Source organism: Pantoea sp. nfd-35 (assembly GCF_056892255.1).
In genome coordinates this window covers 473,158-490,519 of sequence record NZ_CP122403.1, presented here as the reverse complement: position 1 = coordinate 490,519, position 17,362 = coordinate 473,158, and the positions used below count along the sequence as shown (strand labels likewise).

Here is a 17,362-nt window from a genome sequence, read left to right as displayed (position 1 = left end):
TAAAGAGCTGAAAGAACTATGTTCGAACAACGCGTAAATTCTGACGTACTGACCGTTTCTACCGTTAACTCACAGGATCAGGTAACTCAAAAACCTTTGCGTGATTCGGTTAAACAGGCACTGAAGAACTATTTTGCTCAACTGAATGGTCAGGATGTTAGTGACCTGTATGAGCTGGTTTTGGCTGAAGTCGAGCAGCCTCTGTTGGACATGGTGATGCAGTATACCCGTGGCAACCAGACCCGTGCTGCCCTGATGATGGGTATCAACCGCGGTACGCTGCGTAAGAAACTGAAAAAATACGGCATGAACTGATTCAGGTTCAGGCCGTTAATCTCGCCAGCCTCAGGGCTGGCGTTTTTATTTGTGCCCTGACACACAAATTGTTTTAAAACTTGTGAAACAGTTGCGTCAAATATGGTAACTGTAGTTGCAGTCGCCAGCGTGATTTTTAACGGGCTGCCTTTTTCATATCGTCCTCATTTCCAACCCTGTCTTTTCCCGTTTCCAGCCTCTCAGCCCCGCTATAGCGGCCTTGTGTGAGCCTGCTTTACTTTTTTCGCAACGAGCGCCCTGCTTGCAGTCAGCACATGCAACGCTGCTCACAATGTTGCTAAATAGTGAAACATTTTGCACTAAATGTGATCCCTACGACTCGAAATGCTTCCTTTTGGTGCGTCATATTAACGCAGCCTTCCAGATAATTCAGATTATTACCCGATCTTTCAGGTGACTTCAGGATTCTGCAAACCTGGCACTGGCTTTGCAAAGTCGTGGAGGGCCGTTCGCCACAGACAGGACGCACAACAAAGTGCGCAATACATAACAACACAACATGACATGCCACACAGGATGCTTTATGAAAAAGATGATGCTCTCTACTCTGGTTGCTGCGGCTTCTCTGCTTGCCGTTGCTCAGCAGGCCCACGCAGGCCCTACACTCGATGCGATTAAAAAGAAAGGCTTCATTCAGTGTGGGATCAGCGATGGCCTGCCAGGGTTCTCTTATGCGGATGCCAGTGGCAAATTTACCGGCCTTGATGTGGATATCTGTCGTGCTGCCGCGGCTGCCGTATTTGGCGACGCCACAAAAGTGAAGTACACCCCGCTGACGGCAAAAGAGCGTTTTACCGCGCTGCAGTCCGGCGAAGTCGACGTGCTTTCTCGCAATACCACCTGGACCTCATCACGTGACGGCGGCATGGGCTTCATGTTTACCGGCGTCAACTACTACGACGGCATTGGCTTCCTGACCCACAAGAAAGCGGGTCTCAAGAGCGCGAAAGAACTCGACGGTGCGACCGTCTGTATTCAGGCGGGCACCGATACCGAGCTGAACGTCGCTGACTTCTTTAAAGCCAACAAAATGCAGTACACGCCGGTCACCTTCGATCGCTCTGATGAATCCGCTAAGGCACTGGACAGCGGCCGTTGCGACACGCTGGCCTCTGACCAGTCTCAGCTGTACGCCCTGCGCATTAAATTAGGTAAACCAGACGACTTTATCGTCCTGCCTGAAGTGATTTCTAAAGAACCACTGGGGCCGCTTGTACGTCGCGGTGATGATGACTGGTTCACCATTGTTAAGTGGTCGCTTTTCGCCATGCTGAACGCTGAAGAGATGGGTATCAACTCCAAAAACGTTGATGAAATGACGGCTAAACCGGCAACACCTGATATGGCTCACCTGCTGGGCGCTGAAGGTGATTTCGGCAAAGATTTGAAGCTGGATAACAAATGGGCTTACAACATCATTAAACAGGTAGGTAACTATCAGGAAAGTTTTGATCGCAACGTCGGTAAAGACAGCCCGTTAAAAATCGCTCGTGGCCAGAATGCACTCTGGAATCAGGGCGGTATTCAGTACGCGCCACCGGTACGTTAATCGCGCCTCAACCCGTCGGGCACCGTTTTCTACGGTGCCCCAGCAAAGCTTTTGTTATTGAGGTTTAAACATGTCACAACGCCCAACCGTGAAAAGGGATTTTTCGTTCGGTAATCCCACGGTTCGAGCCTGGCTTTACCAGATAGTTGCGATCATTATTGTAGTTGCTGTGGTGGGCTACCTTATCCACAACACCGTTATCAATCTCGCTAATCGCGGTATTACTTCCGGGTTTGGTTTTCTGGAGCGCAATGCGGGTTTCGGCATTGTTCAGCATCTTATTGACTACACTGAGGGTGACACCTACGCACGCGTCTTTCTGGTCGGGCTGACCAATACGTTACTGGTTTCGGCACTCTGTATTGTTTTTGCATCTGTTCTGGGTTTTTTTATCGGGCTGGCACGCCTGTCAGATAACTGGTTACTGCGTAAAATCGCCAATATCTATATTGAAACTTTCCGCAATATTCCTCCCTTACTCCAGATCTTCTTTTGGTATTTTGCGGTATTACGTAACCTGCCCGGCCCCCGTCAGGCGCTCAATGCTTTCGATCTGGCCTTCGTCAGCAACCGTGGCCTGTATGTGCCCTGGCCGACCTATGCACCGGGAAGCTGGCCATTTGTTATTGCCCTCGTTTTGGCTGTTGTCGCGAGTTATGCCCTGTTCCGCTTCAACCGTCAGCATCAGCTTAAAACCGGTCAATTTCGTCGCACCTGGCCTGTCGCCATTTTGATGTTGTTACTCTTTCCCTTCATTGCACATCTGGGCTTTGGCGCAGCCATGCATTGGGACATTCCTGAGTTACGCGGCTTTAACTTTAGGGGCGGTTTCGTCATGATTCCTGAGCTGGCGGCACTGACGCTGGCGCTGTCGATTTATACCTCCTCGTTTATTGCGGAAGTCATTCGATCAGGTATTCAGGCTGTGCCCTATGGGCAGCATGAGGCGGCCCGCTCGCTGGGATTACCCAATCCGGTCACCTTGCGTCAGGTTATTATCCCTCAGGCGATGCGCGTGATCATTCCTCCCCTTACCAGCCAGTATCTGAATATTGTGAAGAACTCTTCTCTGGCTGCGGCAATTGGCTATCCCGATATGGTGTCGTTGTTTGCCGGAACGGTCCTGAATCAGACCGGCCAGGCCATCGAAACCATTGCTATCACCATGAGCGTCTATCTGATTATCAGCCTGCTGATTTCAATGTTGATGAACTTCTACAACCGCAAAATCGCGCTGGTTGAGCGTTAAGAGAACGGGATAACTATGTCTGTCACTACACACGAAACACCGCAGATAGCCTCATCACCGCTGAGCCGGGCCTGGCTGTGGGCGCGCAAAAATCTGTTTTCAGGGTGGTTTAATACCTGTCTGACGCTGCTTTGCATCTGGCTTATCTGGCATGTGATTCCACCTGCTCTGAACTGGCTGATCTTCGATGCAAACTGGTTCGGCACAACACGCGCAGACTGTACGAAAGAGGGGGCATGTTGGGTCTTTATTCATGCCCGCTTTGGCCAGTTTATGTATGGGCTTTATCCACATGAGCTGCGCTGGCGCATCAACCTGGCGCTGGTCATTGGGCTGGCATCCATTGTGCCGATGTTTATTAAACGGCTGCCTTATCGTGGACGCTACATTGCCGCATGGGCAGTATGCTATCCCCTTGTTGTCTGGTTTCTGTTGTATGGCGGTTTCTTAGGGCTGGACCGGGTGGAAACCCGTCAATGGGGTGGGCTTACACTGACGCTGATCATTGCATCCGTTGGTATCGCTGGCGCCTTACCGCTGGGGATTTTACTGGCGCTGGGACGACGCTCCCGGATGCCAGTGGTGCGAACGCTGTCAGTGATTTTTATTGAGTTCTGGCGCGGCGTGCCGCTGATAACCGTGCTGTTTATGTCTTCGGTCATGTTGCCGTTGTTTATGGCAGAAGGAACGACCATCGACAAACTGGTGCGTGCACTGGTTGGCGTGATCTTGTTCCAGTCGGCTTATGTGGCAGAGGTGGTACGTGGTGGACTGCAAGCCTTGCCTAAGGGGCAGTATGAAGCTGCTGAATCGCTGGCTCTGGGATACTGGAAGACGCAAATGCTGGTCATCCTTCCGCAGGCCTTAAAGCTGACTATTCCAGGACTGGTGAATACCATTATCGCGTTATTCAAAGATACCAGCCTGGTCATCATTATTGGTTTATTCGATCTGTTTAGTAGCGTGCAGCAGGCTACCGTCGATCCCGCCTGGCTAGGCATGTCTACTGAAGGCTATGTCTTTGCCGCGCTGGTCTACTGGATTTTCTGTTTTAGCATGTCGCGTTACAGCCAGTATCTGGAAAAACGTTTTCACACCGGGCGCAAATCGCACTGAGGTTTCTATGACACAAATAATAACTGATTCAACCAATGCGATGATTTCGCTGGAAAATGTGAACAAGTGGTATGGGCAATTCCATGTGCTGAAAGATATTAATCTTCAGGTTAAACCCCAGGAACGTATCGTCTTGTGTGGTCCATCAGGTTCAGGCAAATCCACCACAATTCGCTGCATCAACCATCTTGAAGAACACCAGAAGGGCCGTATTGTGGTTGATGGTATTCATTTGAATGATGATGTGCGCAACATTGAGCGGGTCCGTACCGAGGTCGGTATGGTGTTTCAACATTTTAACCTTTTCCCTCATCTTACCGTTTTGCAGAACTGCACGCTGGCGCCCATGTGGGTGCGTAAAATTGCCAAAAAGGAAGCCGAAGAGCTTGCTATGCACTACCTCAAGCGTGTTCGTATTGAGGAACATGCGCATAAGTTTCCCGGCCAGCTTTCTGGGGGACAGCAGCAGCGCGTAGCTATCGCACGTTCGCTATGCATGAAGCCTAAAATCATGCTGTTTGATGAGCCGACCTCTGCTCTGGATCCAGAGATGGTGAAGGAAGTGCTCGATACGATGATTGGACTGGCCGAAGATGGTATGACAATGCTTTGTGTGACGCACGAAATGGGCTTTGCCCGTACGGTAGCCGACAGAGTGATCTTTATGGATCGCGGTGAGATCGTGGAAGTCGCTCCTCCGCAGGAGTTTTTTGCTAATCCTCGGTCAGAGCGTACCCGCGCTTTCCTGTCCCAGGTTATCCACTAACCCCTCTTATCTCTCCCCGCATCTTCGTCTACGACGGAGGTGCGGTTTCCCCCCATGACGCTCAGCATGATATTCTTCTGCTACGCGAATAATCGCACTGCGTTAACTGTGGTTGCACAACGCCTCAGCTGCCAGCGTTGCTTATAATCGCGTTTCATTACGCTAACAACCCTGTTTGAGCTCAGTTGCCCGGTTTTTAGCCGGCGTTTTATTGATATGGAAAGGAGCATTCGAAAGTTTTCAGTGCCCAAAGGGGGCCTTCCGCGCGCGATAATCGGCTCAGTATTGGCTTTTTACCGCGTTGCAGACGTAAAAAAGCCCCGCACTTTCGTACGGGGCTTTTCTGTTTGATGCCTGGCAGTTCCCTACTCTCGCATGGGGAGACCCCACACTACCATCGGCGCTACGGCGTTTCACTTCTGAGTTCGGCATGGGGTCAGGTGGGACCACCGCGCTACAGCCGCCAGGCAAATTCTTTATTTGCCGAACTCTAGCCATATATAACTGGTGCTGATACCCAGAGTCGAACTGGGGACCTCACCCTTACCAAGGGTGCGCTCTACCAACTGAGCCATATCAGCACGCAACAGGTACTCCCGGCACTGTTATGCTGATGCTCGGGTCTTTCAATTTGATGCCTGGCAGTTCCCTACTCTCGCATGGGGAGACCCCACACTACCATCGGCGCTACGGCGTTTCACTTCTGAGTTCGGCATGGGGTCAGGTGGGACCACCGCGCTAAGGCCGCCAGGCAAATTTTTTGTGCTCCGTCCTGCGTCTTTCACGCTGCTGCCGCGCTGGCTTCCCTCGCGCCGCTCAGTCACATACCTCAGTATGCTCCTTCACCCCGTCTCGGTTGCCGCCTTGCACTCAGCGCAAAATCCTTCGGACTCGCGTCCGCAGAACAGAACTAAATTCTTTATCCGGTAAACAATGCTGAAAATTTAAATCGTCTCTCAACCAAAACGCCTCTGGCGTTGTAAGGTTAAGCCTCACGGGTCATTAGTACCGGTAAGCTCAACGCATCGCTGCGCTTACACACCCGGCCTATCAACGTCGTCGTCTTCAACGTCCCTTCAGGAGCCTTAAAGGCTCAGGGAGAACTCATCTCGGGGCAAGTTTCGTGCTTAGATGCTTTCAGCACTTATCTTTTCCGCACTTAGCTACCGGGCAGTGCCACTGGCGTGACAACCCGGACACCAGCGGTGCGTTCACTCCGGTCCTCTCGTACTAGGAGCAACCCCCCTCAATTCTCCAGCGCCCACGGCAGATAGGGACCGAACTGTCTCACGACGTTCTAAACCCAGCTCGCGTACCACTTTAAACGGCGAACAGCCGTACCCTTGGGACCTACTTCAGCCCCAGGATGTGATGAGCCGACATCGAGGTGCCAAACACCGCCGTCGATATGAACTCTTGGGCGGTATCAGCCTGTTATCCCCGGAGTACCTTTTATCCGTTGAGCGATGGCCCTTCCATTCAGAACCACCGGATCACTATGACCTGCTTTCGCACCTGCTCGAGCCGTCACTCTCGCAGTCAAGCTGGCTTATGCCATTGCACTAACCTCCTGATGTCCGACCAGGATTAGCCAACCTTCGTGCTCCTCCGTTACGCTTTGGGAGGAGACCGCCCCAGTCAAACTACCCACCAGACACTGTCCGCAGCCCGGATTACGGGCCTACGTTAGAACACCAAACATTAAAGGGTGGTATTTCAAGGCCGGCTCCACGCAGACTGGCGTCCACGCTTCAAAGCCTCCCACCTATCCTACACATCAAGGCTCAGTGTTCAGTGTCAAGCTGTAGTAAAGGTTCACGGGGTCTTTCCGTCTTGCCGCGGGTACACTGCATCTTCACAGCGATTTCAATTTCACTGAGTCTCGGGTGGAGACAGCCTGGCCATCATTACGCCATTCGTGCAGGTCGGAACTTACCCGACAAGGAATTTCGCTACCTTAGGACCGTTATAGTTACGGCCGCCGTTTACCGGGGCTTCGATCAAGAGCTTCTCCTTGCGGATAACCCCATCAATTAACCTTCCGGCACCGGGCAGGCGTCACACCGTATACGTCCACTTTCGTGTTTGCACAGTGCTGTGTTTTTAATAAACAGTTGCAGCCAGCTGGTATCTTCGACTGGCTTCGGCTCCGGGAGCAAGTCCCTTCACCTACGCGCCAGCGTGCCTTCTCCCGAAGTTACGGCACCATTTTGCCTAGTTCCTTCACCCGAGTTCTCTCAAGCGCCTTGGTATTCTCTACCTGACCACCTGTGTCGGTTTGGGGTACGATTTTGTGTTACCTGATGCTTAGAGGCTTTTCCTGGAAGCAGGGCATTTATCACTTCAGCACCGTAGTGCCTCGTCGTCACGCCTCAGTGTAAAGTGAACCGGATTTGCCTGGAACACACACCTACACGCTTAAACCGGGACAACCGTCGCCCGGCCGATATAGCCTTCTCCGTCCCCCCTTCGCAGTAACACCAAGTACAGGAATATTAACCTGTTTCCCATCGACTACGCCTTTCGGCCTCGCCTTAGGGGTCGACTCACCCTGCTCCGATTAACGTTGAACAGGAACCCTTGGTCTTCCGGCGACAAGGTTTTTCACCTTGTTTATCGTTACTTATGTCAGCATTCGCACTTCTGATACCTCCAGCATGCCTCACAGCACACCTTCGACGGCTTACAGAACGCTCCCCTACCCAACAACGCATAAGCGTCGCTGCCGCAGCTTCGGTGCATGGTTTAGCCCCGTTACATCTTCCGCGCAGGCCGACTCGACCAGTGAGCTATTACGCTTTCTTTAAATGATGGCTGCTTCTAAGCCAACATCCTGGCTGTCTGGGCCTTCCCACATCGTTTCCCACTTAACCATGACTTTGGGACCTTAGCTGGCGGTCTGGGTTGTTTCCCTCTTCACGACGGACGTTAGCACCCGCCGTGTGTCTCCCGTGATAACATTCTCCGGTATTCGCAGTTTGCATCGGGTTGGTAAGCCGGGATGGCCCCCTAGCCGAAACAGTGCTCTACCCCCGGAGATGAGTTCACGAGGCGCTACCTAAATAGCTTTCGGGGAGAACCAGCTATCTCCCGGTTTGATTGGCCTTTCACCCCCAGCCACAGGTCATCCGCTAATTTTTCAACATTAGTCGGTTCGGTCCTCCAGTTAGTGTTACCCAACCTTCAACCTGCCCATGGCTAGATCACCGGGTTTCGGGTCTATACCCTGCAACTTAACGCCCAGTTAAGACTCGGTTTCCCTGCGGCTCCCCTATACGGTTAACCTTGCTACAGAATATAAGTCGCTGACCCATTATACAAAAGGTACGCAGTCACCCCCATAAAGAAGGCTCCCACTGCTTGTACGTACACGGTTTCAGGTTCTGTTTCACTCCCCTCGCCGGGGTTCTTTTCGCCTTTCCCTCACGGTACTGGTTCACTATCGGTCAGTCAGGAGTATTTAGCCTTGGAGGATGGTCCCCCCATATTCAGACAGGATACCACGTGTCCCGCCTTACTCATCGAACTCACAGCCTGTGCACCTTTGTGTACGGGAGTATCACCCTGTACCCTGCGACTTTCCAGACGCTTCCACTGATGCACAAGCTGATGATGGTTCTGGGCTCCTCCCCGTTCGCTCGCCGCTACTGGGGGAATCTCGGTTGATTTCTTTTCCTCGGGGTACTTAGATGTTTCAGTTCCCCCGGTTCGCCTCATACAGCTATGTATTCACTGCATGATAGTGTGTCGGAACACACTGGGTTTCCCCATTCGGGTATCGCCGGTTGTAGCGGTTCATATCACCTTACCGGCGCTTATCGCAGATTAGCACGCCCTTCATCGCCTCTGACTGCCAGGGCATCCACCGTGTACGCTTAGTCGCTTAACCTCACAACCCACAGGCGTTTATCTGTTTCACCGTAACGGCTTCACAGTTAGCTTGTAAGCTGTAAGCTTTTGAGAGACTCGAACGCGTTGTACTGTGTTCCTTATTACGGAGGAACACGACAATGCGTCGTTTCAAATTTTCAGCTTGTTCCGGATTGTTAAAGAGCAATATCTTAAACATGACTCGCAAGTCATTTTTAAGATATGTGGGCAACACCTTTCACCTGTCACCAAGCAAGTGGCGTCCCCTAGGGGATTCGAACCCCTGTTACCGCCGTGAAAGGGCGGTGTCCTGGGCCTCTAGACGAAGGGGACGTGAAATACTTGTGCAACAGACACGGGTAGTTTCACGTGAAGGTGAGATTGTATAATCAGGCGACAATTAATATTGTTACCGCACCCCAACGCGTAGACGCTTTGCTCATTACTTTTCTATCAGACAATCTGTGTGAGCACTTCGCGGGAAAGTATCTTCAGGTAAGGAGGTGATCCAACCGCAGGTTCCCCTACGGTTACCTTGTTACGACTTCACCCCAGTCATGAATCACAAAGTGGTAAGCGCCCTCCCGAAGGTTAAGCTACCTACTTCTTTTGCAACCCACTCCCATGGTGTGACGGGCGGTGTGTACAAGGCCCGGGAACGTATTCACCGTGGCATTCTGATCCACGATTACTAGCGATTCCGACTTCACGGAGTCGAGTTGCAGACTCCGATCCGGACTACGACGCACTTTATGAGGTCCGCTTGCTCTCGCGAGGTCGCTTCTCTTTGTATGCGCCATTGTAGCACGTGTGTAGCCCTACTCGTAAGGGCCATGATGACTTGACGTCATCCCCACCTTCCTCCGGTTTATCACCGGCAGTCTCCTTTGAGTTCCCGACCGAATCGCTGGCAACAAAGGATAAGGGTTGCGCTCGTTGCGGGACTTAACCCAACATTTCACAACACGAGCTGACGACAGCCATGCAGCACCTGTCTCAGAGTTCCCGAAGGCACCAAAGCATCTCTGCTAAGTTCTCTGGATGTCAAGAGTAGGTAAGGTTCTTCGCGTTGCATCGAATTAAACCACATGCTCCACCGCTTGTGCGGGCCCCCGTCAATTCATTTGAGTTTTAACCTTGCGGCCGTACTCCCCAGGCGGTCGACTTAACGCGTTAGCTCCGGAAGCCACTCCTCAAGGGAACAACCTCCAAGTCGACATCGTTTACGGCGTGGACTACCAGGGTATCTAATCCTGTTTGCACCCCACGCTTTCGCACCTGAGCGTCAGTCTTCGTCCAGGGGGCCGCCTTCGCCACCGGTATTCCTCCAGATCTCTACGCATTTCACCGCTACACCTGGAATTCTACCCCCCTCTACGAGACTCAAGCCTGCCAGTTTCAAATGCAGTTCCCAGGTTAAGCCCGGGGATTTCACATCTGACTTAACAGACCGCCTGCGTGCGCTTTACGCCCAGTAATTCCGATTAACGCTTGCACCCTCCGTATTACCGCGGCTGCTGGCACGGAGTTAGCCGGTGCTTCTTCTGCGGGTAACGTCAATCGACAAGGTTATTAACCTTATCGCCTTCCTCCCCGCTGAAAGTACTTTACAACCCGAAGGCCTTCTTCATACACGCGGCATGGCTGCATCAGGCTTGCGCCCATTGTGCAATATTCCCCACTGCTGCCTCCCGTAGGAGTCTGGACCGTGTCTCAGTTCCAGTGTGGCTGGTCATCCTCTCAGACCAGCTAGGGATCGTCGCCTAGGTGGGCCGTTACCCCGCCTACTAGCTAATCCCATCTGGGTTCATCCGATAGTGAGAGGCCCGAAGGTCCCCCTCTTTGGTCTTGCGACGTTATGCGGTATTAGCCACCGTTTCCAGTGGTTATCCCCCTCTATCGGGCAGATCCCCAGACATTACTCACCCGTCCGCCACTCGTCACCCGAGGAGCAAGCTCCTCTGTGCTACCGTCCGACTTGCATGTGTTAGGCCTGCCGCCAGCGTTCAATCTGAGCCATGATCAAACTCTTCAATTTAAGTTTGATTTGCTGAAACAAGTCCAGCGGTGCTCATCTGTAAAACGTCATAATGAATTTCATTATGTGTTCACTCGTGAGGCTTTGATATTTTTTACGTCCGGAGACGCTGATATCAATCCTGCGAGTGCCCACACAGATTGTCTGATAAATTGTTAAAGAGCAGTGCGAACAGCGGGTTAACCGTCTGTCGCGAGGTGGCGTATATTACGCTTTCCTCCTTCAGAGTCAACCTCTTTTTCAGAAGTTTTTCTCCGGCGGCTCAGTTGCCTGACCCTCTCAACACCGCATTCCGTAAGCCGTTGTGCCGTGTCGATGGAGGCGCATTATAGGGATCCGATTTAATTGCACAACCCTTTTTTTGGATCTTTTTACTGACTGCCGAGAAAACATTCACATTGATTAGATCACCAACGATCCGGCGCAAAATCCCCTTGCCAGTTGGTCACAATCGCATCAGGCTGCCGGTAAACACAGTAAAGGAGAGCACAATGACTGTAGCGTTACGTCCTTATAAACATCTCTTCCCGCAGTTGGGTCTGCGCGTCATGGTTGATCCCACCAGCGTTGTGGCGGGTGACGTAATCATGGAAGACGATGTCGGTATCTGGCCTCTGGTGGCTATTCGTGGTGATGTGAACCAGGTTCGCATCGGCGCCCGCACCAATATTCAGGATGGTAGCGTGCTGCATGTTACCCATAAGTCTGATGCTAATCCTGCAGGTTTCCCACTGGTGATCGGTGAGGATGTTACTGTCGGACATAAAGCCATGCTGCACGGTTGTACTATTGGCAATCGCGTACTGGTTGGAATGGGGTCAATTGTGCTGGATGGCGTGATTGTTGAGGATGACGTTCTGATTGGTGCCGGGAGCCTGGTTCCTCCCGGTAAGCGGCTGGAAAGTGGTTATCTTTATGTAGGCAGTCCGGTCAAACAGATCCGACCGCTGAATGAAAAAGAAATAGCAGGATTGCTCTACTCTGCCAGCAACTATGTCAGTTGGAAGAACGACTACCTGGCCGGCGACAGCCAGATCCATCCTTCATTATCGACCTGATCGTTACGGATACAGTCCTCCGCCTGATCTTCCAAATCCCAGCGATGGTCACGAAACAGTGCCATCGCATCCCCTTCCCCGAATTGTTGGTGTAAAGCCGTCACACTGATGGCACAGGTTAGCCCCATGCCATTGACCAAAACAGGGAAACAGACAGCCATTAATGTCGTATCCAGCGTTTCACGATCTGGAAACTGGATAGCCTGATTCACGACGACAGCTCCGCTTTCAATGACGCGATCACCGGCGCAATTTCCGGCATGATGCCATGCCATAAATGAAATGCATGCGCGGCTTGCCCCACCAGCATGCCTAATCCATCCGCAAGATGCGATGAACCCTGTTGTTGGCACCAGCGCAGAAAAGCGGTTAATCCGTTCTGATAAAACATGTCATAGCAGTGTAAATCAGCATGGATTAATGATGAGGGTAATGGCGGCACATCGCCATTAATGCCACTCGATGTCGCGTTAATCAGTAAATCAAATTGTTTACCACTCAGCGCATTAAATGAACATGCACTCACCGCCCCATACTGTCCGAACGCCTTTGCCATGCTTTGGGCACTCGCAGCCGTGCGGTTGACTAGCGTAATCGTCGTTCCCAGAGAAAGCAGAGGCAGGATAACGCCACGTGCTGCCCCACCAGCCCCCATCAGTAAGACACGATCGCCTGGTTTGATCATCGACAGACGCTGAAGATCGCTGACTAAACCAATGCCGTCCGTATTGTCGCCAAGAATCTGTCCGTCCGGGCACTTTTTCAACGTGTTAACCGCCCCCGAGGTAGAAGCCCGCTCGGTCAGTTGATCGGCATATTCCCAGGCCTGCTGCTTGAAAGGTAACGTGATATTTGCGCCCGCTCCGCCTTGGGCAAAAAACGTCGTAACCGCCTCGGGGAAACTATCCACAGGCGCTTCAATACGATCATATTGAAGGGTGATCCCCGTTTGTCTGGCAAAAGCCTGATGGATTTGCGGCGACTTACTGTGGCTTATTGGGTGACCAAAAACGGCAAAATGTGTCATCTGCTAACCCTGCCGTATCTGGTTGCCGCTGATGACGTCGCGGATCTCGGAGGGATTTAACCTGCCTCCCGTGTTCCCGTTGAGCACGGGGAACGCCGGACCAAACTGCCGTTTGACTTCATCTACTGTGCGACAGGGCGGCTGCCCTGAAAGATTCGCACTGGTTGACACCAGAGGCTTGCCAAACGCCCGGCACAACGCCTGAACGTCAGGATGATCGCTGACGCGAATAGCCAGAGAATCGAATTGTCCGGTTAACCAACGCGGCGTATGCGGTGCCGCAGGCACGACAAAGGTCACCGGGCCGGGCCAGCAGGCAAACATACGTTCACGCTGCATCGCCGTTAACACGTGATCGGAAACGTAGGGCATGAGCTGGCCATAATCGGCCGCTATCAGAATCAATCCTTTTTCCACGGGCCGCCGTTTCAACGCCAACAGCGCCATGACGGCCGATTCATTATCAGGATCGCAGCCCAGGCCGAATACCGCTTCTGTAGGGTAAGCAATGACTGCATGTTGCTTCAGATGGTTCACACAATCCTGGAGTGAGCCGGAAACTGGTTGATTTTGCATGATGATGTCTTACGTCTCTTCAATGATAGCTTTGCCACAACGTTTACTGGCGCAAAAAAGCCGGGTGCCTTGCGTGGTCTTTTTTTCAACTAAAAGTGGAAATTCACAATGCGGACAACGCCCGGCCACGGGTGTCAGGTTGACGGCAAACTGGCAGGCTGGATAGCGATCACAGGAATGAAACGTTTTACCAAAGCGCGATCGCCGCTGTACCAGTTTACCCTGCTGACACTGCGGGCAATCGAGAGTCGTCTCATCAGGTTTATCGATCGTTTCTGTGTAATCACATTCTGGATAATGGCTACAGCCAATGAACATACCAAAACGGCCCTGGCGTAATACTTTATCTGCGCCACATTGCGGGCAGGCGTGACCTTCCAGAACTTTCACAACGTGCCCGTCGGCCTGGTTGCCCAAGGGCCGAATGTAATCGCAGGCAGGGTAGTTTGCACAGCCCAAAAAAGGGCCGTGTTTTCCTGAACGTATAACAAGTTCTGCCCCGCAAGCGGGGCAGGGATCCTGTTTACGCACAGTGAAGAGTGCGGTTTTACTCATAACGATAATGCATCAGTGAAATTTAATGCAGCATACCTTCGTTGACGTCGAATAACAGTTCTTCCATTTGTTGGTAGGCATTTTCACATCCTGGGATGTTAAAAAGCACCATCAACACCACCCATTTAAGATCCTCAAGATCGAAATCAAGAGTATCAAGCGCCATGACACGTTCAATGACCATTTCTCGTGTTTCAAGGCTCAATACCTGAATTTGTTCCAGGAAGAGCAGGAAACCGCGGCTTTCGGCATCTAAACGCTTGCTCTCTTCATCTGTATAGATGCGCATGGAGAGCGGATCATTTGCCAGTAAAATTGGTGCGACCAGACCTTCCTGGTAGTCTGCCAACTTTTCTAACCAGTTCAACGCGTTATAAATGTCTTCGCGATGAAAACCGGCATCCGTCAAGTCATCTGTCAATCTGTCCTGATCAACACCCATTTCTGCTTCGTTGTGGATATAGGTCTCAAACAAGTACATGAGTACGTCGAACATGGCATGCCCTCCTCAATCGGACATAGCCGCCGGGTACAGCTGCGATCCATCCTGCTAACTCCAGTTCCAGCAACTGAGCTGTAATAACTGGCACAGGTTGGCCGGCACGTTCAGCGACAACGTCAACAGGTGTAACCTCATCACCTACGTTAGCCAACAGCTCGGCAAATGGCAATGGAGCATCGTCACTGGCATCAGAATAAATTTCGTCTGATTGTGTAACAGGTAACCAGTTAAGCATAGCGCGTAAATCTTCAATGATGTTATTAGGATGTGCCACCAGCATTGCTCCCTGCTGAATCAACCAGTTTGTTCCCTCACTGCCGCTGTTGCCCAATGCTCCAGGCAAGGCATAAACAGCGCGATTTTGCTCTAATGCGTAACGGGCTGTGACTAATGAACCACTCTTTAATGACGCTTCAATGACTAACACGCCCTGGCTTAATCCGCTGATAATCCGGTTTCTGCGTGGAAACCGGTGTGCCAGAGGAAGTGCATCAAGCGGAAACTCGGATATCACCGCGCCCCCCTGCTCGACAATTTCCTGAGCCAGCGCAACATGCCTCCTGGGATAGAGGTGGGCCAGTCCGCTGCCCAGTACCGCAACGGTTTTCCCCCTCACGTTCAGCGCAGCACGATGTGCAACACCATCAATACCGAGAGCCAGGCCGCTGGTGATGGTGAAGCCACTGAGCGACAACGCCTGTGTGAACACGTCACACCAGTAACGACCGGAGTGAGAGCACTGGCGGCTGCCCACCACCGCCAGCTGCGATGTACCCAGAACGGAAGGATCGCCCTTTACATACAGCAAAGGAGGAAAACAGCTGATTTCAGTGAGCTGAGCGGGATAAAGCGGATCAAGGGCGGTAATCAAATGATGTAACGGGCTTTGCGACAGCCACTTGTTTACCGTTTTCAGCCAACCCGGGGAGAGATGATGGTAATGGTGGCGCTGTGAAACCTCTAATCCATTCTGGGTCAACACATCGTCAACATCTTTGCCTTCAGACAGTTGCTGTGCCGCCTTTAACCAACGCCTGCCGGTTAAGCCCGGTATAGTGCCCAGCCGCAGTAATTGCTCCCGTTTTCTCATCTTCAAAGCCCTCTGACAAGCATCGCGTCCCTCCGCAGAATGCTGTCAATCGGGTAGTAAAAAGTCTACAATATGAGGAAGTAATCTTTCCCTTTTAGAATTTATATCTGGATATTTATGTCAGTTTTACAGGTATTACATTTCCCTGACGAGCGCCTGCGCAAAATTGCCGCGCCTGTTAAAGAAGTTAACGCGGACGTTCAGCGTATCGTCGATGATATGTTCGAAACCATGTATTCCGAAGAAGGTATCGGCCTTGCCGCGACGCAGGTGGATATTCATCAGCGCATCATTGTGATTGATGTCTCTGAAAACCGCGACGAACGCCTGGTCTTAATCAATCCTGAGCTGCTGGAAAAGAGCGGCGAAACGGGTATCGAAGAAGGTTGCCTGTCTATTCCTGAGCAACGTGCCTTTGTGCCTCGTGCCGAGCGGGTAAAAGTCCGTGCACTGGACCGCGAGGGTAAAAGCTTCGAACTTGAAACCGGTGATCTTCTGGCTATCTGCATCCAGCACGAAATCGACCATCTCGATGGTAAGCTGTTCATCGATTATCTTTCGCCTTTAAAGCGTCAGCGCATTAAAACAAAGTTAGAAAAGCTGGCGCGTCAAAATGCTCAGGCTTCCTGAGATCGGAATAAGGGATAAACGTGTCTGCTCCGCTTAAAATTATCTTTGCTGGCACGCCAGACTTTGCAGCGCGTCATCTTGACGCGCTGCTTGCTTCTGAGCATCAGATTGTCGGCGTCTTCACCCAGCCGGATCGTCCTGCAGGTCGCGGCAATAAGTTGACCGCCAGCCCGGTCAAGTCATTGGCCCAGGCTCACAACATTCCGGTATTTCAACCCCAATCCCTGCGCCCGGCCGAAAACCAACAGTTGGTTGCAGACTTACAGGCTGACGTCATGGTTGTCGTCGCTTATGGGCTCATCCTGCCAAAAACCGTGCTTGAGATGCCCCGTTTGGGTTGTATCAACGTGCACGGTTCCCTGTTACCACGCTGGCGTGGCGCCGCGCCTATTCAGCGCGCACTCTGGGCGGGTGACAGCGAAACCGGCGTGACCATTATGCAGATGGATGTCGGGCTGGATACGGGTGACATGTTGTTAAAACTCGCCTGTCCGATTAGCGCTGAAGACACCAGCGCAACGCTTTACGATAAGCTGGCAGATCTGGGTCCGGCAGGGTTGATGACCACATTATCCCAGTTACGTGACGGTAACGCGCAGGCCGTTCAGCAGGATGAAAGTCTGGCTAACTACGCAGAAAAACTGAGCAAAGAAGAGGCGCGCCTTAACTGGACGTTGCCGGCTGAACAGCTGGAACGCTGCATTCGTGCTTTTAATCCCTGGCCGATAAGCTTCTTTATGGTGAATGACCAGCCGGTGAAAGTCTGGCAAGCCAGCGTCTTACCTCATGTCAACAAGCAGCCGGGAGAGATTATCCAGGCTGACAAACACGGCATTCACATTGCCACTGCCGACGGCGTGCTGAATTTACTTCAGCTTCAACCCGCCGGTAAAAAAACGATGTCAGCACAGGACCTGCTTAACTCGCGTCGCGAATGGTTTGAAACCGGCACGCTTCTGGACTGACCCTCAGGCCCGGCAAAACCGGGCCTTTTGCTTGA

14 protein-coding genes, 2 tRNA genes and 4 rRNA genes are annotated in these 17,362 nt (G+C 52.0%); 8 read left to right on the top strand and 12 right to left on the bottom strand.

Translation table 11 applies throughout. The features are described 5' to 3' along the window. Window positions 1-18 precede the first annotated feature (18 nt). The 5 genes from fis to P9J57_RS02340 all read left to right on the top strand — a co-directional run bounded on the left by fis (window position 19) and on the right by P9J57_RS02340 (window position 5,016). Complete coding sequence (fis, locus tag P9J57_RS02360) at window positions 19-315, top strand: DNA-binding transcriptional regulator Fis (RefSeq protein WP_003855228.1); 297 nt, start codon at window positions 19-21, stop codon at window positions 313-315. Between the two features lie 544 nt (window positions 316-859). Beyond that, on the top strand, window positions 860-1,885 hold the full coding sequence (locus tag P9J57_RS02355; RefSeq protein ID WP_014604880.1) for an amino acid ABC transporter substrate-binding protein: 1,026 nt from the start codon (window positions 860-862) through the stop codon (window positions 1,883-1,885). Between the two features lie 70 nt (window positions 1,886-1,955). Then, window positions 1,956-3,134, top strand: a complete 1,179-nt coding sequence (locus P9J57_RS02350) for an amino acid ABC transporter permease (protein WP_013027443.1) — start codon at window positions 1,956-1,958, stop codon at window positions 3,132-3,134. A 15-nt stretch (window positions 3,135-3,149) separates the two neighbouring features. Further along, complete coding sequence (locus P9J57_RS02345) at window positions 3,150-4,250, top strand: amino acid ABC transporter permease (RefSeq protein WP_013027444.1); 1,101 nt, start codon at window positions 3,150-3,152, stop codon at window positions 4,248-4,250. 7 nt (window positions 4,251-4,257) lie between these two features. Then, complete coding sequence (locus P9J57_RS02340; protein WP_013027445.1) at window positions 4,258-5,016, top strand: amino acid ABC transporter ATP-binding protein; 759 nt, start codon at window positions 4,258-4,260, stop codon at window positions 5,014-5,016. A 352-nt stretch (window positions 5,017-5,368) separates the two neighbouring features. On the opposite strand, the gene rrf (P9J57_RS02335) is transcribed toward P9J57_RS02340, so the two are convergent. The 6 genes from rrf (P9J57_RS02335) to P9J57_RS02310 form a co-directional block, all read right to left on the bottom strand. Next, window positions 5,369-5,484, bottom strand: a 5S ribosomal RNA gene (rrf, locus tag P9J57_RS02335). Window positions 5,485-5,521: 37 nt separating this feature from the next. After that, window positions 5,522-5,597, bottom strand: a tRNA-Thr gene (locus tag P9J57_RS02330). Between the two features lie 55 nt (window positions 5,598-5,652). After that, window positions 5,653-5,768 (bottom strand): 5S ribosomal RNA (gene rrf / locus P9J57_RS02325). Between the two features lie 229 nt (window positions 5,769-5,997). After that, window positions 5,998-8,905, bottom strand: a 23S ribosomal RNA gene (locus P9J57_RS02320). A gap of 238 nt (window positions 8,906-9,143) precedes the next feature. Beyond that, window positions 9,144-9,219: transfer RNA gene (locus tag P9J57_RS02315), tRNA-Glu, on the bottom strand. Window positions 9,220-9,382: 163 nt separating this feature from the next. Then, window positions 9,383-10,924 (bottom strand): 16S ribosomal RNA (locus P9J57_RS02310). Together the 16S, 23S and 5S rRNA genes with 2 tRNA genes alongside form the textbook arrangement of a ribosomal RNA operon. Before the next feature lie 491 nt (window positions 10,925-11,415). Between P9J57_RS02310 and P9J57_RS02305 the strand changes: the two genes are divergently transcribed. Beyond that, the gene (locus P9J57_RS02305) at window positions 11,416-11,982 is read left to right on the top strand and encodes a gamma carbonic anhydrase family protein (RefSeq protein ID WP_014604879.1); all 567 of its coding nucleotides are present in this window, start codon (window positions 11,416-11,418) and stop codon (window positions 11,980-11,982) included. Here the strand turns inward: P9J57_RS02305 and P9J57_RS02300 are convergent. Genes P9J57_RS02300 through dprA form a run of 6 tightly spaced genes read right to left on the bottom strand, consistent with a single transcriptional unit; the run spans window position 11,937 to window position 15,732 of the window. Then, complete coding sequence (locus P9J57_RS02300; protein WP_014604878.1) at window positions 11,937-12,194, bottom strand: DUF1488 family protein; 258 nt, start codon at window positions 12,192-12,194, stop codon at window positions 11,937-11,939. The genes P9J57_RS02305 and P9J57_RS02300 overlap by 46 nt on opposite strands. Then, window positions 12,191-13,009 (bottom strand): shikimate dehydrogenase, encoded by an 819-nt coding sequence (gene aroE / locus P9J57_RS02295; protein WP_013027448.1) that lies wholly within the window; start codon window positions 13,007-13,009, stop codon window positions 12,191-12,193. Before aroE ends, P9J57_RS02300 begins: the two co-directional genes overlap by 4 nt. Window positions 13,010-13,012: 3 nt before the next feature. Then, a complete protein-coding gene (gene tsaC / locus P9J57_RS02290; RefSeq protein WP_014594749.1) occupies window positions 13,013-13,585 on the bottom strand; it encodes an L-threonylcarbamoyladenylate synthase type 1 TsaC in 573 nt (190 codons plus the stop codon). A gap of 9 nt (window positions 13,586-13,594) precedes the next feature. Continuing rightward, window positions 13,595-14,140, bottom strand: a complete 546-nt coding sequence (locus P9J57_RS02285; protein ID WP_014594750.1) for a DNA topoisomerase family protein — start codon at window positions 14,138-14,140, stop codon at window positions 13,595-13,597. 22 nt (window positions 14,141-14,162) lie between these two features. Then, window positions 14,163-14,636, bottom strand: a complete 474-nt coding sequence (gene smg / locus P9J57_RS02280) for a DUF494 family protein Smg (protein WP_013027451.1) — start codon at window positions 14,634-14,636, stop codon at window positions 14,163-14,165. After that, window positions 14,608-15,732 (bottom strand): DNA-protecting protein DprA, encoded by a 1,125-nt coding sequence (gene dprA / locus P9J57_RS02275; RefSeq protein WP_014594751.1) that lies wholly within the window; start codon window positions 15,730-15,732, stop codon window positions 14,608-14,610. The genes smg and dprA overlap by 29 nt, the downstream gene beginning before the upstream one ends. 117 nt (window positions 15,733-15,849) lie before the next feature. Between dprA and def the strand changes: the two genes are divergently transcribed. Both def and fmt read left to right on the top strand, forming a co-directional pair. Further along, window positions 15,850-16,362: a peptide deformylase gene (gene def, locus P9J57_RS02270; RefSeq protein WP_013027453.1), complete on the top strand. Its 513-nt coding sequence runs from the start codon at window positions 15,850-15,852 to the stop codon at window positions 16,360-16,362. Between the two features lie 20 nt (window positions 16,363-16,382). After that, window positions 16,383-17,327: a methionyl-tRNA formyltransferase gene (gene fmt, locus P9J57_RS02265; protein ID WP_014604876.1), complete on the top strand. Its 945-nt coding sequence runs from the start codon at window positions 16,383-16,385 to the stop codon at window positions 17,325-17,327. Window positions 17,328-17,362 lie beyond the last annotated feature (35 nt).